12 protein-coding genes are annotated in these 23,332 nt (G+C 42.4%); 3 read left to right on the top strand and 9 right to left on the bottom strand.

The features are described from left to right. Nucleotides 1-7: 7 nt before the first annotated feature. From DXB58_RS08820 to DXB58_RS08785, 8 genes are all read right to left on the bottom strand, one after another. Nucleotides 8-1,078, bottom strand: a complete 1,071-nt coding sequence (locus DXB58_RS08820; RefSeq protein WP_233527264.1) for a hypothetical protein — start codon at nt 1,076-1,078, stop codon at nt 8-10. 48 nt (nt 1,079-1,126) lie between these two features. Beyond that, nucleotides 1,127-2,695: a RagB/SusD family nutrient uptake outer membrane protein gene (locus DXB58_RS08815; protein WP_122136575.1), complete on the bottom strand. Its 1,569-nt coding sequence runs from the start codon at nt 2,693-2,695 to the stop codon at nt 1,127-1,129. Nucleotides 2,696-2,714: 19 nt separating this feature from the next. Beyond that, nucleotides 2,715-6,293, bottom strand: coding sequence for a SusC/RagA family TonB-linked outer membrane protein (locus DXB58_RS08810; protein ID WP_117610891.1), 3,579 nt, complete (start codon nt 6,291-6,293; stop codon nt 2,715-2,717). 25 nt (nt 6,294-6,318) lie between these two features. Further along, complete coding sequence (locus tag DXB58_RS08805; RefSeq protein ID WP_122136574.1) at nt 6,319-7,479, bottom strand: FecR family protein; 1,161 nt, start codon at nt 7,477-7,479, stop codon at nt 6,319-6,321. Nucleotides 7,480-7,546: 67 nt separating this feature from the next. Next, nucleotides 7,547-8,101 carry an RNA polymerase sigma-70 factor gene (locus DXB58_RS08800; RefSeq protein ID WP_009000549.1) on the bottom strand — a complete coding sequence of 185 codons (555 nt, stop codon included), beginning with the start codon at nt 8,099-8,101 and terminating at the stop codon, nt 7,547-7,549. A gap of 34 nt (nt 8,102-8,135) precedes the next feature. After that, nucleotides 8,136-8,837 carry a Crp/Fnr family transcriptional regulator gene (locus tag DXB58_RS08795; RefSeq protein ID WP_004301832.1) on the bottom strand — a complete coding sequence of 234 codons (702 nt, stop codon included), beginning with the start codon at nt 8,835-8,837 and terminating at the stop codon, nt 8,136-8,138. 116 nt (nt 8,838-8,953) lie between these two features. Next, on the bottom strand, nt 8,954-11,143 hold the full coding sequence (locus DXB58_RS08790; protein WP_004301833.1) for a glutamine synthetase III: 2,190 nt from the start codon (nt 11,141-11,143) through the stop codon (nt 8,954-8,956). A 132-nt stretch (nt 11,144-11,275) separates the two neighbouring features. After that, the gene (locus tag DXB58_RS08785; RefSeq protein ID WP_122136573.1) at nt 11,276-11,755 is read right to left on the bottom strand and encodes a hypothetical protein; all 480 of its coding nucleotides are present in this window, start codon (nt 11,753-11,755) and stop codon (nt 11,276-11,278) included. Nucleotides 11,756-12,829: 1,074 nt separating this feature from the next. On the opposite strand from DXB58_RS08785, the gene DXB58_RS08780 reads away from it, so the two are divergent. From DXB58_RS08780 to DXB58_RS08770, 3 genes are all read left to right on the top strand, one after another. Next, nucleotides 12,830-13,654 (top strand): Rpn family recombination-promoting nuclease/putative transposase, encoded by an 825-nt coding sequence (locus tag DXB58_RS08780; RefSeq protein ID WP_122136572.1) that lies wholly within the window; start codon nt 12,830-12,832, stop codon nt 13,652-13,654. A 168-nt stretch (nt 13,655-13,822) separates the two neighbouring features. Continuing rightward, the gene (locus tag DXB58_RS08775; protein WP_175353654.1) at nt 13,823-16,030 is read left to right on the top strand and encodes a DUF5686 family protein; all 2,208 of its coding nucleotides are present in this window, start codon (nt 13,823-13,825) and stop codon (nt 16,028-16,030) included. A 204-nt stretch (nt 16,031-16,234) separates the two neighbouring features. Further along, nucleotides 16,235-17,365, top strand: coding sequence for a retron St85 family RNA-directed DNA polymerase (locus DXB58_RS08770; protein WP_122136571.1), 1,131 nt, complete (start codon nt 16,235-16,237; stop codon nt 17,363-17,365). A 1-nt stretch (nt 17,366) separates the two neighbouring features. On the opposite strand, the gene DXB58_RS08765 is transcribed toward DXB58_RS08770, so the two are convergent. After that, nucleotides 17,367-23,324, bottom strand: a complete 5,958-nt coding sequence (locus tag DXB58_RS08765) for a DUF3320 domain-containing protein (RefSeq protein WP_122136570.1) — start codon at nt 23,322-23,324, stop codon at nt 17,367-17,369. Nucleotides 23,325-23,332: the final 8 nt, after the last annotated feature.

Raw genomic sequence — 23,332 nt, 5'->3', positions numbered from 1 at the left:
ATTTTCTTTACCAATCTCCCCAATCTCCCCAAGGATCATCATCGCCATCTCCTTCATCTGTTTCCGGTAGTTCCGGATAAGGTTTAATATCCCAATCTTCCGGCCCTTTGGCGATAGCTTCCAAATCAATATTATATTTTTTTAGATAGTTTGTCACAAAATCGAACTTAGTGCTTAGAAATGGATAGGTTGCCGAAGGAAACATTGCTTTCCGTTCTTCTTTGGTATGACGCATGGCTATTTGCAGATAGCCGATAAATGTTTCTTTGGCTGTTGGAGGATTATCGGAACCGGGTGTAGAATGTTTACCTGATACTGTATTTACATTACCAGGATAGCCTCTCGTGAGATAATAATTAGGATCGGCTTTACTTTCGATGTCTTCACTTCTGACAATCGGAGTCAAATGGTCGAATCCTGCATCAAATTCATCTTCGGGTATGATAATGTTTCCGTTGGCGATAGCTGTATTTATAACTTCATCAATTATTTTGAAGCGGCGTATGGTAAAACTATCCTTATTGCCGGCAATAGGAGTTTTCCATCCTGTGATTGGGTCATCGTAAGTGCTGTGGGTTTGATCTCCCCAAAAACAAGTTATCCAGCAGTCGGTTTGGCCTTCATCATGCTCGGGCAGTGCTACATAATATTCCAGTACTCCCGGTATGATGGAGGTAAATACAGAATAATTGTATACCATATACCAGTACATAGGAAATACTCTGTCCGTAACTTCCCGATTGAGATAAGGAAAAATGTGATTCTTCATAAAAGTAATATAAAATGCCCCCATTTCGTCATTGAGACAATTTTCGAATACTCTTGATGAACTACCGACTCCACCATTAGTCCAATTTTTATTGAGGTCTTTTTCAGTGATATCTTTATATATTATCTTCACTCCGAAATCTTGGTAGATTTTCATGACATCATTGTCCCATGAATTATTTCCTTGCGGAAACTCAAATCCTCCGGCAAGTGCAAGCGGGTCTGGCGTCGGGATGATTGAGTCATCATCGTAACAGGACGAGAATGTGAGACAGAATAGTAATATCCATACATTATATATTGGCTTCATGATTCTCTGTTGTTTAAAATTAGCGATCATTATTTCTTATATTTATAGTTAGTTTGTAACGGGAACCCCAGTCCGTTCCGGTCCGAACGGATTTTGTTCCAATAATAAGTTTCTTTGCAACACTTCTGTTGGGATAGGTAATACGTATGAAGGATCGTTTTTTGTTAGTGTATAAACTTTGCCTTCCCATTTGTGCTGTATGGAAGGCATACCATATCGACGTAAGTCGAACCAGCGTTGTCCTTCGTAGCAAAGTTCTTTTCTGCGTTCTTCACGTATTTGGGTGATCAAAGCATCTCCACTCAATCCGGAAAAAGACGGTGCGTTTCCTCTATCATATCGTTTTTCCAGCAATGTATTCATAGCGGTGATGGCATCTCCTTCGTCTTGGCTCATGGCAGCGGCTTCTGCATAGTTTAGATAAGCTTCTGCTATTCGGAAGGAGAGTGCAAAATAATCACTGCTTCCGGAAGTGGGGACGGAACGTAGTGTCTTATATTTGCCATAGGGGAGATAAGTATCATAAAATGTGCTGTTCTCCGGAACTGCCTCGTTATATAGCATTTCCCTGGTAATATAACGGTCTTTGCGTAGGTCGCCTTCCGAGAAACTATTGATTAATCCGTCTGCTGCTTTGAACATTCTTCTGGTCTTTTCTTCATCGCTGTTTTCATCTTTCTTATCGATATAACCTTCGTATTCACCTGTCAAGTCTCGGATAGTTCCATAACTCCAGATGACTTCCGGCGAATCATATGTATTGAATGTGTAATAAGGTTCTTTTATACCTGCTTCCGGTGCAGGAATAGTATTCAGATCGCGTAGTGAGAAGTTCCAATCTTTGATAACTTTCTCTGCATACGTTTTCGCTTCTTCCCAATTTTCCATATATAGAGCTACACGTGATTTTAATAATTGTACCATAGGTAGACTGACAAGGTAGTTCGGTTCATATTGTTGTGTGGCGGAGAGAGTTAGGAATAAACGTTCTGCTTCGTTCAGGTCGGTAACAATCTGTTGGTATACTTCTTCTACCGTGTTCCGTCTCATCAATATATTGTCATCATCTCTCATTTTACTGTCCAGCTTGAGAGGAACTCCCAATGATTCTTTGTTATAATTATAGGGAAGTCCGTACTGATTGACTAACATATAATAATAAAAAGCCCGTAGGGCATAGGATTGTGCCTTAATATAATTCTTTTCTATTTCTGTACCGGATACTTCGTCAATATAGTCAAGTGTGGCATTAGCTCCTAAAATATATTCATAAAGGTTCTCCCAAGTATTGACTGTTTGTTGTCCCAATTTTTCTCGTATTTCGAACATATTGGGTTGCCAGCTATACAGTATCTCAAATATTTCCATATCTGCTTTGTCGTTTTCAGGGAATTCGTAACCTTCCACCTGATTCTGCTCGACATCATCTGCGAGTATTTCCTGATAGTTGAGAAATTTGGTATCCTTTTGTTGGGGATAGGCTTCTCCGATAAGCATCTCTTGTAATGCATTAGCGTCTTTGGGTATATATTGGCTCTGTGACTTTGGCTCTAAGAAATCTCCGCAAGCGGTGAGGCCGGTCAGTGTAATTGTATAGATTAAATATTTAAGTTTCATATCTCTCTTTGTTTATTGTTTAAAATCCTATATTAAGTCCCAATGAGAAAGAACGTGGCATGATACTGTTTTCTAATTCCGGATCAAAACCATTGAAACGTTTGCTGGCTATTACAAATACATTGTCCATATTAAAGTTAATAGACAGATTTTTAGCATGTATCTTGTCACACCATTCTTTTTTCATCTGCCAGGATAATCCAATGTTACGGCAACGCAGGAATGAAGCGCTGACTACCATAGCATCTGATTTTTCCCACATATAAATGGGTGATTCTGCGGTCTCCGTGTTAGGCAAAGTCCAAGCGATCCCTAATGGCCATATCGGCAACCCGGGGATATTTGTGTAAGCTTCGTCTCCTGTCTTTTGCCAGCGATTCAATAAATCGCGGTTTATATTCTTGGTTGGATCGGGCATCATATTATGTTCTCCTCGGAAATCATTGTAAGGTGACGTCAAACGCTTTTTGCTACCTAACAAAAGGGAGAAGCTGGTATTTAGTGACAAAGATTTGTAGCGGAAACTCAAACCGAGACCTCCGGTGAAATACGGCTCTTTTTCTCCGGAATATACAAGGTAAGTGGTCGGGTCGATGCCTTTACTTTTTTCTTCTTCCGGGACCTCAACATAGTTGAACATCGGTTTGCCGTTACTTCCATCAAGACCGGCAAAGGAATATGACCAGAATCCGCTCAACGGATATCCTTCTTTTAATATCTGGGTGTTGCTTCCGGTCAAGTACATCCCCGTGGTTCTGTCAATCGTGGTTTCTCCGCCTTTGTTCCAGTTTTTAGAGGCATTCAGGTTAATATTCAGGCTGAAATCACGTTTCTGAACAGGTGTGAATGATAACGTGTATTCAATTCCCCGATTGTAAATAATTCCGCCGTTACGTTTCATGTCGTTAATTCCATATTCGAATGGTAAATCTACGGTGATTACCGCATTGGAACGTCGGGTGTAGTATTCCAGATTCATATAAAACATATGAAACAGTTCCAGGTCTACACCGAAATTCCAGTTTTTGGTACGTTCCCAGGAGAGATACGGATTGGGGATCTGGCTGATAGTGGAGTAATATCGATTATATCCTGCTTGTACTCCGTTCTGACTTAAGATTAGTTCAGGACTTTCACGTGTCAAAGCGTTTCCCTGAATACCAAATGTTCCTCTGAAATTGAGTGTTGTGATCCATTTCAGATACTTTTGGAAGAAAGCTTCTTCCGATGCTCTCCAGGAAAAACCGAATGAATAAGTCGGGTCGATACGGTGATTGATATCCTGTCCGAAAACGTTGGAAGCGTCATTTCGTACATTGGCATTGACTACATAGCGATTCTTGAATGAGTATGCAAAAGTAGCGAAGAACGAAAGGAAGTTGTTGGTATTGTTTGTTCTTTTCCAACCTCTGTCATAAAGTTCTTTTAATATTCCCCAGCCTGTTGGACTTCCGCCCGGTGATACTACTTGGCTTGGTATGGTAGGTGCTACAATACGTTCGCCTCTGTCCGGTACATATCCCCAAACTGTATTGGCTGTTCCTTTAGCTGTAGACGAGCGAAGTTCCATACCCAATAGCGCATTCAATCGGTTATCAGGATTGAATGCTTTGCTGAATTGTAGCTTGTTCTGGATATTGTAAGAATACTGGTTGTTGTCATTTGTGTACAATCTACCTCCGAATGGAAGCTGTGCAGCTTTAAAATCGGCACTGGTGGGAGTAACAGAATTAAAATCATAACCACGATACAGGTTGGCAATGTAGTACGTGCGTTCGGTAGCCCAGCTTTCATTTGTACTGTTATTAGTCGAATAACCGCCTGTAAATTGATAAGTTAACCAGTCAAGGACATGCCAGTTGACATCCAAGGAAGCGGACATGAAGTTGGAGCGTGCTTTTGAGCCGCTGTTATCCCGTTCATTGATGAAATTGTATGAAAGGGTTTCTTTATTTCCTGTTTTATAATAGTATCCGTTTTCTTGCATATAATAAGCATCCGGGTCAATGATACGGTTTGTATTAGTTGCATAACCCATTGGATTGATATCATCGAAAAAACCGTTAGTAGTAGAAACGCTACCGTTTAAAGTCATGCTGATAGTCAGTTTTTCTATCGGACGTAACATCAGAGCGATGCGGCCTGTCATACGTTCGTTATCGTTACCTATTTCCTGACCTTCGCTGTTGTTATATCCCATAGATGCCGAATAACTGAACTTGTTCGTTCCACCGGAAACACTAACGTTGTGACTATGGCTGAACGAACGGCGTGTCAGGCGTTTGAACCAGTCAGTATTGCGGGTTTCCATATCGTTGTAAAGTTTTCGGTATTCGATATCTGAAATGTCATGTTCCTGTAACATCCGTAATATACCTTCATAGGTGTTAGGATCCTTATAAGGCATTGTTGCGTAAGTGATCCCTGCATCGAACGCTTCTTGTGAGAAACGGATGCGTTCTTGAGAGTTCATAAAGTTGAACATTCCATAATTAGGGCGTTGTCCGATGTTGAAGTTGGCGGAATAGTTTACAGTCAATCTGTCAGTGGTATTCTTTTTGGTTGTGATTTCGATTACACCGTTAGATGCTTTTGAACCATAGATAGCAGTGGCGGAAGCATCTTTCAAGATTGTGATGTTTTCGATGTCAGCGGGGTTTAGCCATGAAATCTGGTTGCCGATGATATCCTTTAAACTTTTAGTCATCAGTTCGCCGCTATCTAGTGTTACTTGGAAATCTTCCTGAATAATACCGTCTACTACCCACAATGGATCACGATTTCCTTGTAGCGTACTGGTACCTCGAATCTGGATCTTAGGCGCAGTACCTACCCGACTGCTTGAGTTAGTAACCACCATACCTGCTACACGTCCTTGTAACATTTGGTCGATAGTAGTGTAGGAAGGCATTATAATGTCTTTGGCTTTTATCGTAGTAATGGAACCAACGAGGTCACGACGTTGAATATTCTGGTAGCCGGTTACCACCACTTCGTCAATTTCCGTACTGGAACTGGTCAGAGTGACGTTGATTGTTTTCTTACCTGTATATTTCAACGTTTTCTTTTCCATTCCGATAAAAGAGAACGTAAGAATCAGCCCCTCTTGTGCCGGAATATTAAAAGTATAATGTCCGTCCAATCCGGCGATGGCTCCATGTTTGGAGCCTCGGATCGTAACAGTGGCACCGGGTAATGCTTCGCCACTGGCATCTCGAATCCAACCACTGATTGTAACTTTCTGGCTTTGCTTTTTCTTTATAACAATTGCACTACCAGAGATTTCGTAAGTCAGGTTAGTACCTTCCAGACATTCATCCAGAATTTCAGTAATTGTTTTATCTTTTGCCTTGATGGTGATATCGGTCACATTAGCAATGTCTTCCGTTCCATACATAAAGACAAATTTCGTACGATTCTGCAGATACCAGAGTGCTGCTTCCAGCGTTTCTCCTCTCAAGTCGATGGAGATTCTCTGATTGTCCTGTGCTTGAATCATGAGTGAAGAAAGGGAGAATATCCATAAAAGACAGAACTTTACAAAGTTTCTGCTTGCATAAGATATCGCCCATGGCAGGGATTTTACTCGTTTTTTCATAATGCGTTAGTTATATTATGTATTATTACTGTTTGTAGGAAATGTGCAGGATGCCCTCCCGTTGTTTGATATTGACCAGATTTAACTCTGTAATCATGTCGATAATCGGGTTCATGTTGGCGTAACGGTTAAGGTAAGCTCCGATACGCACCTGTTTGGCTGCTTCGTCTTCAAAAGAATATTGGAATCCATACCATTTGGACAGGTATGACATCACATTCTCAAGAGGGACATTTAAAAAGATAAATGATCCGGATTCCCAAGATGTGTACAAATCAGTGTTTACGTTGGCGACGGTATTTGTACCGGTATTTTTATTATATGTATAGTGCTGGTTGGGAACTAATTCGAATGCTTCATTTCCACTGTTGATTCTTACTGTTCCACTGATTAAGGTTGTACTTTCCGTATCTTCATCAGCGTAGGCTCTTACGTTGAACGACGTTCCCGTCACCCGGATAGATGTATGCGATGTTTTTACGATGAACGGATGCTCCTTGTCCGGGGCAACATCAAAATAAGCCTCCCCTTCAATTTGCACAATACGTTCTTTACTACTGAAACAAACCGGATAAGTCAGCCGGGTTTCCGCATTGAGATGTACCCTCGTGCCGTCGGAAAGCGTGATAAGGCATTCCATCCCCTGCAATGTGCGTAGTGTGTTTGGGATTTCTTTTACTTGTGGTTTGTTGGCGGGAATCTGATAGTTGATCCCTTTAGAATCGATCACAAATGCTCTGACCGCATTCTCCGGAAGATTATTATCGGAAAGATTGAAAGATTTGCCGTCACTCAAGATCAGTTCCCCGCCAAGGGTTCCCGGAGTGATGTCGCTAATCGTTTCTTCGGATATCCAATGATAGATAAAGTAAGAAGTAGGTACTAATAACAAGATGATGAGAGCTGCATATTTCAGACTCTTTTTCCACGAAAAAACAGTACCCGATTGATTGCCTCCTAATAACGGATAGACTTTCTCCCACGCTTTTTGTGAAGAGAAACTTTTTATTAACCGGCTGTTTTCTTCATACGTTTCCTTATTTAATATCCGGTCGGCTATCTTTTGATGTTCCGGGTTTTCATCCAACCATGCACGATAGTTCTTTTCCTCTTCGGGGGTAGACGAATGAGTAAATAAGGAAGCTAAGATTTTTGCAATTTTAAATTTTTCTTTGAATGAATTCATCGTTTTTTCGATTTGTTATATAAGTAAAACAATCCAATCGAAAAAACGGGGTAATCAAAAAGTTACTTTATTTACATAAAAATAGTAATAAGGCATAATTTATGCCTTTGAGGCTTTCGCGAAGTTTGCGATAGGCGAATTTCTTTAACGTATGGACAGTACCCTCTGCAATTTGCAATTTGTCAGCAATCTCATGGTTTTTTAACCCTTTCATGGAGTATAAAATGATATTTCGCATCTGGGTAGGCAATTCTTCTACCGCTTTGCGCACTATGCGGAAAGTTTCCTGCTCGATAATTGCAGCTTCGAAGCCGCTGTCAAACTCTTCCTGTTCTGCAAAATCAGGAATATCCAACTGCTCATGTTTGAGATGATTCAGGCATTTATTTCGGGTGACGGTATAAAGGAAGCTCTTTACTTTCAGAATGTCATCAAAATCTTCTTTTCGCTCCCAATAAACTAACAATGCATCTTGTACGATGTCTTTGCAGACCTCTTTGTCCTCGATATAGTGAGATGAGAAAACACAAAGAATAGGGTAGTAGTCATCAAATAGCTTTTTGAAAGCCTGTTTGTTGCCACGTTTTATGTCTGCAATTATATTTTCTATATGTATGTTCACTATTTAGGGTGGAGCGATTGGAGCAGAAACTCTCTTACCCAATCTTACTTATTTTCTTCAGCTTTTCTTCTTCGATGATTTTGATCTTTCTTCCGTCGATAGTAATCAGTCTTTCCGTAGCGAATTGCGACAAGGTACGGATAGCGTTCGAAGTAGTCATATTGGAAAGATTTGCCAGATCTTCACGTGAAAGATAAATGCTCAACGTAGAACCGTCTTCTTCCAGTCCATAACTTTCTTTCAGGAAGATAAGTGATTCGGCCAAGCGTCCGCGAATATGTTTTTGTGTCAGATTAACGGTACGTTCGTCAGAGATACCCAAGTCAATGGAAAGCTGGCGGATAAAGAACATGGCCAAGTCATTGTTTTGGGCAACCAGTGTAGTGATGGCACTCATAGGAATCAGGCAAACAACGGAAGGTTCGAAAGCTGCTGCGGCAGTTACAAAATCTTGTTTGGCAAAATAAGCACGATATGCAAAGTATTCGCGTGGTTTAATCATGCGGATAATTTGACTTCTACCCCCCACACCATCTTTGAAGATTTTCACTTTTCCACTGATGAGACACATCAGATGATGTGGCGTTTCTCCTTCACAGTAGATGGTTTCATTCTTTTTGTAGGTTTGTATCGTATAATTATTCATCAGAAACTCCTTTTGCTCATTGTTTAGAGGAGCTAACATATCGGATAACGGTTCCGAAATATCGATGTCTGACATATTCATTTTTACCATGAGTGCTACAAAACTGTGTTATACAGCACAAAAGTAAAAAGAAAAAATGAGAAAATGAACGAATCTATAAAAAGATTGCACAAAAGTGGGAGCTTTCGTGCAATCTTGCAGACATTTTATTTGGTAAACAACAGTTCTCTATATTTAGGCAACGGCCATATTTCGTCATCCACTTCCATCTCCAGGTGGTCGATGTGGTCGCGGATTTGGTCAAGATATGGGCGTACTTTTTCTTCGTATGCGAATGCCCTTTCTTTGTAGTTTTCCATGTGGTTGGCTACTTTTCTCGCTTCGGTCATGTCGCGCACGAGTACTTTGATAGAAGTGACCCGGTGTGAAATCTCACGAATCAATTCTTTACGGTCGGCACTCAATACTTCGTATTCTTCAGCCGGGAATATTTCTTTCAGTCCGCGAAGATTTTCGAGCAAACGGTTCTGATAGGCAACCGCAGTCGGTACGATGTGGTTGATGGCGAGGTCGCCCAATACACGGCCTTCGATTTGCACCTTCATGGTGTATTTCTCCAGTTCTACTTCCAAGCGGCTGTTCAATTCAGTTTCGTTGAAGATACGTTCGCCGATAAGCACCGATTTGGATTGGTTGTCAATATAGTGCATCAGAGCTTCCGGTACGTGGCAGATATTAGTCAGTCCGCGGCGTGCAGCTTCTTGTTTCCATTCTTCGGAATAACCGTCCCCTTCGAAACGAATCGGTTCGGAGGCGATAATTGTTTCTTTCAGCAGGCGGAAGATAGCTTCGTCTTTGCCAACTCCTTCTTCCATCAGCTTTTCTACCGATGCGCGGAATTCGTTCAGCTGGTTTGCCATGGCCGCATTGATTGCAATCATGGAGGCGGCACAGTTGGAAGAAGAACCTGCGGCACGGAATTCGAAACGGTTTCCGGTGAATGCAAAAGGAGAAGTACGGTTGCGGTCGGTGGTATCCAGTAAAATTTCGGGGATACGTCCGATGCCTAACTTCAGTGTGGTTTTTTCTTCCGGTGTCATTTTCTCATTTCCTACCTGGCGGACAATTTCGTCGAGAGTAGACGAGAGTTGTGAACCCAGAAAGCAAGAGAGGATGGCGGGAGGAGCTTCATTGGCTCCCAAACGGTAGCTGTTGCTGGCGCTCATGATGGAGGCACGCAATAAATCCTGATTTTTATAAACCATCATTAAGGCGTTTACCAGGAAGGTGAGGAATAGCATATTTCCTTTCGGATTCTTTCCGGGAGCGAACAGATTGATGCCGGTGTCTGTGCAGAGCGACCAGTTGTTGTGCTTGCCCGAACCGTTTACTCCGCTATATGGCTTTTCGTGCAGGAGTACATTAAAATGATGCTTCCTGGCGATACGCTTCATCAAATCCATGACGAGCTGGTTGTGATCGTTGGCAAGGTTGCAGTTTTCGAAGATAGGGGCCAACTCAAATTGGTTGGGAGCTACTTCGTTATGACGGGTTTTGGCAGGAATACCGAGTTTGTGACACTCGATTTCGAGTTCTTTCATAAATGCAGTGACACGTGGAGGGATAGAGCCGAAATAATGGTCTTCCAACTGTTGGTCTTTGGCAGAAGAGTGTCCCATCAGTGTCCGTCCTGTCAGGCAGAGGTCGGGGCGTGCATTATATAAGGAAGAGTCTACAAGGAAATATTCCTGTTCCCATCCTAAATTGGTATATACGCGTGTGATGTTCTTGTCGAATAGCTGGCAGACTTCCGTTGCTGCTTTATCTACAGCGGCAAGTGCTTTCAGCAATGGAGTTTTGTAATCCAACGCTTCACCTGTATAAGAAATGAAGATAGTGGGGATACAAAGAGTGGTATCTACAACGAATGCCGGTGAAGAAACATCCCATGCTGTATATCCTCGTGCTTCGAAAGTGTTGCGGATACCACCGTTAGGGAAAGAAGAAGCGTCCGGCTCTTGCTGGATCAGCAGTTTTCCGGAGAAGCGTTCAATCACTCCGCCATCTTCGCCGAATTCGATAAAGCCGTCATGCTTTTCGGCTGTTCCGTCTGTCAGAGGCTGGAACCAGTGTGTGTAGTGAGTGACGTTGAGTGACTTAGCCCAACTTTTCATACCGTTAGCAATTAAATCTGCTATTTCACGGCTGATAGGCGTACCTTTTTCGATAGCGTCGGTTACAGCTTTGTAAGCTTCTTTGGGAAGATACTCCTGCATCTTCTTGCGGTCGAACACGTGGCTACCATAATAATCAGAGAGTTTGTTGGAAGGGGCAATAACTTCCAGAGGTTTCCGGTTGGAAAGCTCTTGTAAGGCAAAAAAACGCATTTTTGACATAAATGGTCTATTTTTTATCGGTTGATGGCGCAAAATTATATGTTTTTTCTGAAAGTGCCCCTATTTTGGAGGGGGTATTTTGAAAAATAATGTGTTTTTCTAAAAGTACCCCCTCTATTGATTCTTAAATTTCTATTCTGATTGTTTCTGTTGGTCGATTTCTTTAGCCATCTGTTTAACCAAACTTTCCACTTGGATATAATGGTTGTGATAGTTCTTGAATAACAGTTTGAACACCGGGCTGTTCACAGCCATTTGGGTAAGAAATTGTAGGTGTTTACCCGTAGAGGTGTTCATCTGCATACGTTCTTTTTTGCTCAAGTTGTCTTGTATGGAGTAAGCACCGCATGAAATTTGGATTTCTGCAATGCCTTCGTCCCAAGGATGCGTGTTGAGGTGAGTCAATGCTGCCAGGATTTTTTTTAGGTTTTTCAGCAGAATGTTTAATAGTTCGAATTCGGTACGGTTTACGGAACAGGAATCCGGGTCCAGAAGGAAAGCGAATTTAAGGTAGAAATCCTTTAATTCCTCTTTAGGAATAACGAATGAATCTTTAGAAGCCTTTATCATGCCTCCAACCGCTGGTTGAACGGTAACTTGTTTTGTTTCCATAATATAATTATGAATAAGGTGGTAGGCGAAGATTTTCTATGAAATAAGAGCGGTTCCGCCTTTCCCGTTACTCTTCACCAACCAGGCAGTGGGTGCATTAACACTCCACACGGGGGTACGAAACCGCCATATGAAACATCAGGACAGGCATAAAAATGCCTGCCACGAAACGAGGCAGGTTCCCTACCTGGTTGATATGAAGAGTATCACAAAGATACGACAATTTTCTTCTTTGTCAAGAATAAAAGGAGAAATAAAAAGGTAAGAGTAAATATTTCTCTTTTTCATTTAGTATATACTAATTGAATTCAGCGCCCACTAGAAATGATTTAGCAATTTCATTTCTCATATTCTCATTTATTAATCATAAGTGACAGAAAACTAATAGAATAGACAATGAGAAATGATTTCAAAAACAGCGTTTCTCATAGTTTTTCCGTCAAATACCCCCAATTTTACCTTGTTTCTCATACTTGTTGGATTCATTTCTCATAGCGTCTTTCCTGTTAACCTATAACAAGAATAAAGAAACAACTAATCAATCATTATCAGGGGAAGTACATATTCTCTTTGTCCCATATATTATGGGAAAGTATTCCCTAATATTATAGGAATTTATTCCCACAAAATAAGGGAATCTTTTCCCAGTTAGCAGGGAATACTTTCCCAACTAAGTAGGAACACTTTCCCACAATATATGGGACAATTGGAACTTGTTTATCTTCAACCAGAAAAAGGTAGAAGATAGTATTTGACTATGAGAAATACCTTGAAACACTATGAGAATAAGGTGAATTTTAAGCTAAAATAGAGGGTATATTATGAGAAATGTCATGTTAGAAAGTATTTCTCATAAGCTATTTGTTTGATTATTTGTTGTTTATCAGTTATTAATGAGAATATGAGAAATGAAAATCATTTTTCTTGTTCTAGGAAACCGCTGGGAGGCGGAATTTTTAATTGATGTACTCATGACTGCACTGTTATGAACATTGATATTTTCTTTTATCTCATCTTTGAGGATATTCAACAAAAAAACTCTATCTTTGTTTTATAATTGAGACACAAGATATAATGGGAAGATTTATCAATCCCTTTACCGATTTTGGCTTTAAGTTCTTATTCGGCAGAGAGGTAGAAAAGGAGTTATTAATTGACTTCTTGAATGATTTACTTGTAGGAGAGCATGTAATTACCGACATTCGGTTCCTTAACAACGAACAGCAGCCGGAAGTAAAAACAGAACGAGGGCTTATCTATGATATATATTGTAGAACTAATACGGGGGAACATATTATCGTAGAAATGCAGAACCGGGAACAGCCTTACTTTAAAGACCGTGCCCTTTTCTATCTCTCCAGGGCTATTACTCAACAAGCGAGAAAGGGAATTTGGAACTTTCAATTAGATGCTGTGTATGGAGTGTTCTTCATGAATTTCGTGATGGACAAGGATATACCCTCTAAAATCAGGACGGATGTTATTCTTTCTGACAGGGATACTGGTAAGCTTTTCAACAGTAAATTTCGGCAAATTTTTATTGAATTGCCGAACTTTAATAAAGAAGAGGATGAATGTGAAAATGATTTTGAACGCTGGATTTATATATTAAAGCACATGGATACACTTGATCGAATGCCTTTCAAGGCTCGCAAAGCCGTTTTTGAACGACTGGAAAAGTTAGCCTCCAAAGCGAATATGACCCAGGAGGAAAGAATGCAATACGAAGAAGAATGGAAAGTCTATAACGATTATTTTAATACGTTGGATTTTGCAGAACAGAAAGGTATACAAAAGGGTATACGAGAAACAGCCCGTAAAATGAAAGAGCTAGGAGTGGCTGATGATATAATCATAAAATCTACGGGTATTTCGAAAGAAGAAATAGAGAAATTATAATCTTTCTCCTATTATTAATAAACGACTCATGCATTCAAACATGAGTCGTTTTTGTTTATTCCCATATTTATATTAATCATGTATGAAAAGCTTCCTTTCTCTGATAACTCTTTTTAGTAGCTTAATTCCATTGCTTTTCGATATTCTTTTTTATATTTGCCTACGTTAATGAAGGAGATACGACGATTGAGAGATAAAATATTGATAGGATGCATATTGTGTCTGTTCTCTTTTATACCAAAGGGGACAGCCAATAATTATATAATGAATCCTTATACCCATCAGGAAATCTCTGCTGACTCCATTATAGAACGTGTGATGACTTTTGCACCTTTGTATGAAACGATAGTCAGTGATTATCGCGCGAACCTATATATAAAAGGTAAGATGGACATTCAGAAGAAGAATTTTATTCTCCGTTATGTACCTTCTATGTTTCGTTTGCAAAAGGGTGTTCGCGAATATCTGCTTGAAACATACAGTGACCTTCATTATACGGCTCCCAATATTTACGATCAGAAAGTAAAGGCTTCCCAGGGAACTGTGAGAGGAAACAGGGGATTGCCTGGATTGCTCGAGTACTTTAATGTAAATATCTACTCTTCTTCTTTATTGAATGATGAACGCTTATTGTCACCACTGGCCAAAAACGGACAGAAATACTATAAATACCGGATAGACAGCGTGATGGGAGATCCTAACAATCTGGATTATCGGGTTCGCTTTATCCCTCGCACTAAGAGCGATCAGTTGGTGGGTGGATATATGGTGGTCAGTAGTAACGTTTGGAGTGTTCGTGAAATTCGTTTTTCGGGGAGATCGGAACTGATAACATTTACCTGTTGGATTAAGATGGGAGATGTGGGCAAGAAAAATGAATTCCTGCCGGTGCGTTATGAAGTGGAAGCTCTTTTCAAATTCCTCGGAAATAAGGTGGACGGTAATTATACCGCCTCTTTAGATTATAAATCCATTGAATTGAAAGAAAAGAAGGTACGTAAGAAAGAAAAGAAGAACTATAACCTTTCAGAATCCTTCTCTTTGCAGTGTGATACGAATGCTTATAAGACGGATGCTTCTACCTTTGCCATCATGCGCCCCATCCCTTTGAGCGAAAGCGAGAAGAAACTATATTCCGACAATTTGCTTCGGCGTGACACGACAACGGTACAAAAGCAATCTAAGAGTCAGGCTTTCTGGGGAACGATGGGTGATTTGATGGTAGAAGATTATAAATTCAACTTGTCCAACATCGGAAGCGTGCGATTCTCTCCGTTTATCAATCCGCTCTTATTCAGTTATAGTGGAAGCAACGGTTTGTCTTATCGACAGGATTTCCGTTATAACCGTCTTTTCAGGGGGGATAAATTACTTCGCATTGTACCTAAACTCGGATACAACTTTACGCGTAAGGAATTCTACTGGTCATTGAATGCCGATTTTGAATACTGGCCGCAGAAACGGGGATTCTTCCGGTTGAATGTGGGTAACGGTAACCGTATTTATAGTAGTAAAGTGCTGGACGAACTGAAAGCCATGCCGGACAGTATCTTCAATTTCGATTTAATTCATCTTGATTATTTCAAGGACTTGTATTTCAACTTCCGTCATACCGTTGAAGTAGTCAACGGACTGGATATCGGTCTGGGTTTCTCTGCCCATAAAAGAACAGCGGTAGAGCCTTCCCGTTTTGTGATTACCGGTGACTATCCGATGCCACCCCCGGAATTTATGGATAAATTCAAGAACACTTATATCAGTTTTGCTCCCCGCATCCGGATAGAGTGGACTCCGGGACTCTATTATTATATGAACGGAAAACGAAAGATTAACCTCCATTCTTTATACCCGACTTTCTCGGTCGATTATGAACGGGGTATTAAAGGAGTGTTCAAGAGTACGGGCGAATATGAAAGAATAGAATTCGACCTTCAACATCAAATCCGGATGGGATTGATGCGTAACATTTATTATCGTTTCGGATTCGGAGCATTCACCAATCAGGATGAGTTGTATTTTGTGGACTTTGCCAATTTCTCCCGGCATAACCTTCCGATGGGCTGGAATGATGAAATCGGTGGCGTGTTTCAGGTGCTTGACTCACGTTGGTATAACTCCTCCCGCCGTTATGTACGGGGGCATTTCACCTATGAAGCTCCGTTTCTTATTCTCCGGCATCTGATGAAGTACACCCGTTATGTGCAGAATGAACGTATTTATATCAGTGCCCTCTCTATGCCGCACCTTCAGCCTTATCTGGAAGTAGGATATGGCATCGGTACGCATATTTTTGACGTAGGAGTTTTTGTGAGCAGCGAAAACTGGAAATTTGGAGGAATAGGCTGTAAGTTCACGTTTGAGTTGTTCAACCGATAGTTTTCTTCGTTCCGGTTGTTTTATCGAAAGATTTTACTTATCTTTGTATAAGAGAGGATGAGGGCAGAATTTAGCATCAAAGAGGTGTAGTCGCCTCATAAGCACAGGTATTTTCCTAGAAAATAAATTCTAAGGTATAAATACCTAAATTTATTTTAGTAAATAACTCATCCTCTCTTCTCTCTTTTTATATGCATATACAAAATGGACGGAATTTTAATAACGATCATTGTTATCACCGTTTTCCTGGTTTATAAGATGATTTCCTCAAGCAGGAAACAGGAGGGGTATAAAAGATGGAAAGCAACAAGCAGTGGTAAGGAAGAAAAAACTACTAAAGTAAAATGGGAACACGGAGCCTGGCTAAGGCATGCTTTGGGGGGAACTGTTCCGAGAGCGCAGTATGTTCAAAAGTTTGATGAAGCGGCTGTTGTTTGGTGCGCCAACTTGTTGGGAGTGGAAACGGCACGGTTGAAGGAAATTCTACGGGATGTTTCCGAACATTACCGGGAGTTCTGGATGAGAAAAAGAAAGGGAGGTTATCGGATGATTTCTGCTCCTGACAAAGAATTACAATCTATTCAAACCACTATTAATTCTCGAATATTATCATCTGTGACAATGATTTATCCGGCGGCAGTAGGTTTCCGGAGCGGTCATTCTGTGGTTGATAATGCCAGTCCCCATCTGGGAAAACGGTATATCTTGAAAATGGATATTCATGATTTTTTCTTTTCGATACGGAGCCGGAGGGTGAAAAAGACATTTGAGAAGATTGGTTATCCGGAAAATGTGTCTAAAGTATTGGGAGTGTTGTGCTGCTTGTACAGGCACTTGCCGCAGGGAGCGCCTACAAGTCCGGCGTTAAGCAATATCGTGGGGTATGAGATGGACAAGAAATTGGCTGCACTGGCAGCGGAATACGGACTGACTTATACCCGCTATGCCGATGACCTGACTTTTTCGGGAGATGTGTTTCCAAAAGAACAAATCATTCCCCGGATCAAACAGATCATCCGTGATGAGAAATTCGAACCGAATCATAAGAAGACCCGTTTTATCAATGAGTATGGCAGGAAGATTATTACAGGAGTATCTGTCTCTTCCGGTGCGAAACTGACAATCCCTAAAGCCAGAAAGAGAGAGATCCGGAAGAATGTCTATTTTATCCTGACGAAAGGCTTGGCGGAACATCAGCGCCGGATTGGCTCGAGTGACCCTGTTTATCTGAAACGGCTGATTGGAGAACTTTGTTATTGGCGGTCAATAGAACCGGACAATGCGTATGTATCCGATTCTATTAACCGTTTGAAATATTTGGAGAAAGGGTATTAATCTAATTGGCAATCGTTACCCGTTCATTTTCTATCTTGGCGTAATCCCTTTTCACAGCTTCGCGAATACCTCTTTGCATGGCAGCGTCTATGTTCGATCCCATACGGGCAAAGCCGAACTGTTGTGCGCATGCTTTTATCAAATCTGCCACAGGCAGGCTGATGGAGTCGGTCAATAGTTGCTGGATGGCATTGGCTATTTCTTCAGGTGGTATGTCTGTCGCTTCCCGGTCGGAAACCGGGCGATAGATGGAATAGGAAGCGCATTGCTCTTTGTCGTTCCAGCAGAAGACAAGTCCTTCGTATTCTGTGCGATAGATATTCAATGTGTCGAGTGCTGTTTCTATCTGTGCTTCTACCCGTGTTCCCAAGCGGCTGATTCCCCATTCGGACAGGATTTTCTTACAGAGCAGGGATTTACTGATTGGCGCCTCGCTTTCCATAATCTTCCGTATTTGGGAGAGGAGGATAGAGTAACTGTCCGTAAAGAAAAAGTCTTCCGGTGAATAACTGTATGGGGTAATCTTTGCAAACTTGTACTTTTGTTCTATCCGGTTTTGCGTAGAAAGAACGGAAGCAGCTTGCTTTTCAGGAGCAGCAGGCGATGCCTTGAGCACGAATGAAATATCATTGTTGGTTATCTGTGCTGTCGGTGCAGGTGTTGTCACTTCTGTCGGAGCAGAGTTGATTCCGGTTGCTGTCATTGAGCCGACCTTTGAACTCTTTTTCCGGGCGATAGCCTCTTGGATAGTTGCCATTACTTCGTCCGGCTTTTCCCACCAGTCCATTGTCCATATCCGGTAGATGTCCCATCCGAGTGCTTTCAATACATTGTTCTGCACAATTTCCCGGTCACGTGCGGTCTTGGTACGTTTGTAGTTTTTGCCGTCGCAGATAATACCTAACTGATAGTTAGAGGTATTTTCGGTGTCGACGATACCAATATCTATCTTGTATCCGGAGCAACCGATGTCTGTATGCACGGTGTAACCCAATGAGCGCAGTCTGTCGGCAATGATCGTTTCGATGGAGGCTGTTGCTTCCGACAGTTGTCTTGGCACACTGCTGATGGTGCTTCGGGTTCCCTTCTCCGCATATTCGAGGAAACGTTTTAGTCCGGCTACTCCGATAGAAGAAGTCCGGTTCAGGTCGATCATATCCGATCTTAGGGTGGAATAGATAATCATCTCATACCGTGCACGGGAAACGGCTACATTCAATCTTCTTTCGCCGCCTGCCCGGTTCAGTGGTCCGAAATTCATGCTGACGCGCCCTTCTGCATCCGGGCCATAGCCCACAGAGAAGAGAATAACATCGCGTTCGTCTCCCTGCACATTCTCCAGGTTCTTGATAAATAACGGTTCGTCGCATTCCAGCGCAAGAGTTTCCAGTTCGGGATAAAAGATAAAGAGGTCAGATAATAAGTCTTCTATCAAGGCTTGTTGGACAATGCTGAAAGTGACTACACCGATACTTTTCTTTCTTAATTCCTCGCTTCTCAATCTTCTGGCTATTTCGTCCACTACAGCTTGAGCTTCCGCCCGGTTCTGGCGCGACTTGCCTTTATCATAGTAACCGTTGATGTTGACTATCCTGACTTTCGATTCAATGTTGTCCGGTGAGGGGAAAGTCATCAGTTTGTTATCGTAATATTCGGAGTTGCTGAAAGCGATGAGGCTCTCATGTTTGCTTCGGTAGTGCCATAATAAATATTTGGAAGGGATAGACAGAGCAAGACAGTCGTCAAGGATACTCTCCAAATCTTCCATTTCAATGTTGTCTTCATCAATGGTGTTGACCGAGAAGAAACTGGTAGGAGGCATTTGTTTCGGGTCGCCTACGATAATGACGTTTTTACCCCGTGCAATGGCGCCCACCGCTTCATAAGTAGGCATCTGTGAGGCTTCATCAAAGACAATCAAATCAAATTTATCAGCATCCGTATCGATGAATTGAGCGACGGAAAGAGGACTCATCAGCATACACGGGCACATGCGCGACAACAAAGTGGGAATTTGGTCGAATAGCTTGCGAATAGATATGCCGCGGGCATTGTTGCGGATATTCTTTTGAAGGATACCCACTTCGGAACTTTGGATGGCTTCGTGAGTGAAAGACGGAATGTTGGAGGCCAACCGGGCAAATAATTCTCTTTGGGTCGTTTCTTCGAATTTGGCGGATATTTGTTTGTATTTAGCAATGATATCATTGAATATCTTACCGTTGAATAATTCCAAAGTCGGCTCTTTGGCAATGATATACCGGATAGCCGCCTGATAGAAACTCTTGCGGAAGCTGTCTGTAAGTTGGCTGGTAGGAATATTCTTTTCTTTATATTCCGTCGCGATAAATCCTATTCCCAGACTATGCAGGGTTTGGTAGGCTTGTAGCCACTGATACCAGTCCTTGAGCTTGTCGAGGTTCTCTTTCCAGGTTCGGGCTTTTGACAAGGCAATCGTTATCCAGTCGGCTGAATCGGTATAAAGTTCTTCGATCGAGATACCCAGCATGCCGGACAATTTCTTTTCGGTGGCTGTGAGTGTATCTGCGAGCTGATACAGTTCATTGAAAGAATGAGCATGGATGTCTCTGAATGTTTGAATTCCTTCTGTGAGTTGTACGGACAAATTCTGCTTGATTTGCGAAACTTTGGCAATGTCTTTTGCGTAGTTCAACAAATGCGAATGAAGGGAAGTCATGTCGTCGATTATCTGCTCAATGGTGTTCCAATCCTCGTTCTTGCCGGGGCGTCCGAATAGGGAGGGAAGTTGCCCGATGTATTTCCGGACGGCTTCTGCTTCTTCCTGATACCGGATAATGCGGTGGAGCAGAGGTTTGATGTCTTCTGTTTCAATCGTTTTTAAAGCATATACGTTGATTGCCTTTCTGATTTTCCGTTGTCCGAAATATCTGGGAAGGAACCATTGATCGGATACCCGGTTCCATTCGGCTAACATCTGCTTTGCGTTGATGGACAGGATTTCTTGGGTGAATCCGGTTTCTATCTCTTTCCTTTGTTCATCCCGTTTCCGTCCGTGAACCACTACTTCCCGGTATTCATTCAGTGTTTCGTTGAGCAATGGCAAAGTCAGCAATCCGGGAGTCAGTTCCGGAATGTCGAGTATTCTCCGGATGATGTGGGAGATTGTCTGGAAATCCTTGCGTGTAGGGTGTATATCCGTATCTTTTAGAAGTATGGAGAATACATCCAGCTTCTGCCGGATGGTGGTCAACAGGTCGATAAATCCGGTGAGCAGTTGGGAGGATCCCTCCTTAACGGCTGATGAATATTCGGTAATCGAGATACCGGTTAATGGATGCTGGTAAGGATGTCCACACGCATTGGCCGTCCGGACTAGCAGCTCGATGGCATCTTCCCATTGGGCAAATGTGTCTTTATCTAATGTATCCAGATAAGCTTGTGGAATATCAAAACAAGATTCGACGTCCACGGATTGATAATGAATAATGGCGTCGTATAATGAAACTCCGAACGGGTATTCTTTATGCAGGGCTTCGATATATTGATTCAATTCCGCCCGTAAATTCAGCAGGCGTTCCGCTTCCTTTCTGAATTCTTCGGGAGGTGTCTGTCTGATAATTTCCGTAGTTTCTTTCAGTTGCGAGATAACGGCGGATTTCTTTGTTTTGTTGGAATGAATTTCCAGACAGAACGGAGCCAGGCCGATAGCTGCCAGCCTGTTTTGCACAACGGAGAGGGCAGCCATCTTTTCCGCTACAAATAAAACACGTTTTCCTTTGTAAAGCGCGTTGGCGATGATATTGGTAATCGTTTGCGATTTTCCTGTTCCCGGAGGGCCGTGCAGGATGAAAGTCTTGTCGTGTACGGCTTCGTAGATGGCTTCCAGTTGCGAAGAATCGGCGATGATGGGTAATACAATATCTGCGGGCGACACTTGTTTGTCCATATCCGCTGCATCTATTTCCTCTGTGGCGGCTTCCCATTCTATCTTTCCGTTGATGAGGCTGGACACAATCTTGTTCTGAATCAGTTTGTTGGCATTGTTGTGAATGTCATTCCACATGATGAACTTGTTGAAAGAGAAGATACCCAGAATCGCTTGCTCTTCCACGTCCCATTTACGCTGGTTCTTAATGCTGTTGCGGATAATGGAATAAATCAGCTTGACGTTTACGCCGCTTTCGTCGGTAGGCAACGGGTCCAATCCTGATATGGCGATTCCGAAGTTTTGGCGAAGCATTTCCAATAAGGTGATGTTCATCATTGTTTCTTCTTCCCGGGAACGGATTACGTAACCTTTGGCTGCCGATTTACGGATAATTTCAACCGGTAATAGCAAGATAGGGGCATAGCGGGGACGTTCGCTGGAAGGTGTCTCATACCATTTCAAAAGTCCGAGAGCCAGATAGAGCGTGTTGGCTCCATTTTCTTCGATAGAAGTACGCGAAGAGCGGTATAAGTGAGTCAGTGCCTTACCTAAATCGTTTTCGGGCAGATAGAAACGTAACCTTTTCTGTGAAAGTTCCGAGTTGATGAAACCAACCATGGGATCAGACTCCGGTATGGAGGAATAAATCCCGAAGTCCATCGCCGGACTTTCCCAATCGGCAGGGCGGTGAAGAATGCGGAATTCTTCTCCGTCGGCCAATGCATCTTCCAGACAGGATAGATTAGCCGGGATGAGTTGGAGCGTGTTTTTGGTAATCCGGATATTCAGCAGATTGTTGCGCAGGCTTAAATCCAGCAACCGTCTTTCCCATAACAGCTGTTTGGTAATCACGGCCTGGGTTTCATTGCCCGATAAATCATACGGATTGATACTTTGCGGAGTGGCATGAACGGCACTTCTTTGAATGTCGGTCTCCTTTTCTTCTACTTCCCATACCTGCCCGTGCAGAATGCGCTGGGGGATGGGGCGGATGCCCGAATGTCTCGCTCTTTTCACATCTATGGCAAGAATGAAACTGTTTCCATCCGTCAGCTTTCCGTTCGCTTTCTTCACTGCATCGTCGAAATCGGACGAATGTCCCATGTTCATGCAGGTCGTTTCAACTAAAGTAATGTCGTATATTCCTTCGGCAGTCCGTTTGGTTAACAGGGAAACATCGTCAATGGTAGGATCCGGGAAAGTCTCCGGCACTAGCCAGGCTCCAGCAAAAGCATGCCCTTGAGTGATGATAATGAGAGCATTCAGCCCGATTGCTTCCAGACAGGAAGCATAGAGCAAGGCCATATCCAGACAGGTTCCCAGTTTTTGTGCCATCACGGAGTCGGCTAGCCGTACACGTTGCCCATATTCCTCGAAGCTGGCGGGGATGGTGCTGTATATAATCTGTTGTTCCGTGATAGCCGTGTAGATGGCGGCCATCTGTTTCCTTACCCGGTCCGGAGTGCGGCTTTGATATTCGTCGAGGGACGGATTGTCAGTCCATTGTCCCAGGATGGAAGCGGCTCTCTTGATGATCGGCACAATGGCTGTATGATTGGGGGTGATGAAAGCGGCCAGCATTTCGGGCAATACATTGAGCCCTCCCCATTGGTCGTATGCCAGAATGTCGATAGGGTAGGTTTGGCAGAATACGGATTCTGCTTCGGAAGTAATTTCAATTTTCAGATTGCCGGATAAACGTTCGGTCAGCTGTGTGAAATAGTTGGCGGACAAAGTAAGATTGAATGACGACAGGCATATCGATTCATTGGGCGGAATCTGTGCCACAGCTATCGGAGCAGCGTTTCCGAAAGTCGGTTCTGTCGTGATTTGTACCTGAATGTCCTTCAGCGGGGCAGGCGTTGTATTCTCAATAGAAAGCTGATGAATGATTGATGCACCGTTTTGTTGTATCGCAAAATTAATAAGCGGTAAATAGTCGCATTGCACCTTGACTTTGTCCAATCTCTCGTCCATGGCAAAAACTGTATAAATTAAAGATTGCAATATTACAAAAAATACGGATATAATTCTCTTTTCTTCTGCCATTCTTTTGT

It is taken from the genome of Bacteroides sp. OM05-10AA (genome assembly GCF_003439055.1).
Taxonomy (GTDB): Bacteria; Bacteroidota; Bacteroidia; order Bacteroidales; family Bacteroidaceae; genus Bacteroides; species Bacteroides intestinigallinarum.
The sequence above is the reverse complement of the archived record's forward strand: the minus strand, read 5'-3'. Positions and strand labels throughout refer to the sequence as shown.

What these genes read in the sequence shown, in the direction of transcription:
- DXB58_RS08790 (WP_004301833.1), bottom strand. Translation starts at nt 11,143, where the DNA reads ATGTCAAAAATGCGTTTTTTTGCCTTACAAGAGCTTTCCAACCGGAAA.
- DXB58_RS08785 (WP_122136573.1), bottom strand. Translation starts at nt 11,755, where the DNA reads ATGGAAACAAAACAAGTTACCGTTCAACCAGCGGTTGGAGGCATGATA.
- DXB58_RS08820 (WP_233527264.1), bottom strand. Translation starts at nt 1,078, where the DNA reads ATGAAGCCAATATATAATGTATGGATATTACTATTCTGTCTCACATTC.
- DXB58_RS08810 (WP_117610891.1), bottom strand. Translation starts at nt 6,293, where the DNA reads ATGAAAAAACGAGTAAAATCCCTGCCATGGGCGATATCTTATGCAAGC.
- DXB58_RS08805 (WP_122136574.1), bottom strand. Translation starts at nt 7,479, where the DNA reads ATGAATTCATTCAAAGAAAAATTTAAAATTGCAAAAATCTTAGCTTCC.
- DXB58_RS08795 (WP_004301832.1), bottom strand. Translation starts at nt 8,837, where the DNA reads ATGGTAAAAATGAATATGTCAGACATCGATATTTCGGAACCGTTATCC.
- DXB58_RS08770 (WP_122136571.1), top strand. Translation starts at nt 16,235, where the DNA reads ATGGACGGAATTTTAATAACGATCATTGTTATCACCGTTTTCCTGGTT.
- DXB58_RS08815 (WP_122136575.1), bottom strand. Translation starts at nt 2,695, where the DNA reads ATGAAACTTAAATATTTAATCTATACAATTACACTGACCGGCCTCACC.
- DXB58_RS08765 (WP_122136570.1), bottom strand. Translation starts at nt 23,324, where the DNA reads ATGGCAGAAGAAAAGAGAATTATATCCGTATTTTTTGTAATATTGCAA.
- DXB58_RS08775 (WP_175353654.1), top strand. Translation starts at nt 13,823, where the DNA reads ATGAAGGAGATACGACGATTGAGAGATAAAATATTGATAGGATGCATA.
- DXB58_RS08780 (WP_122136572.1), top strand. Translation starts at nt 12,830, where the DNA reads ATGGGAAGATTTATCAATCCCTTTACCGATTTTGGCTTTAAGTTCTTA.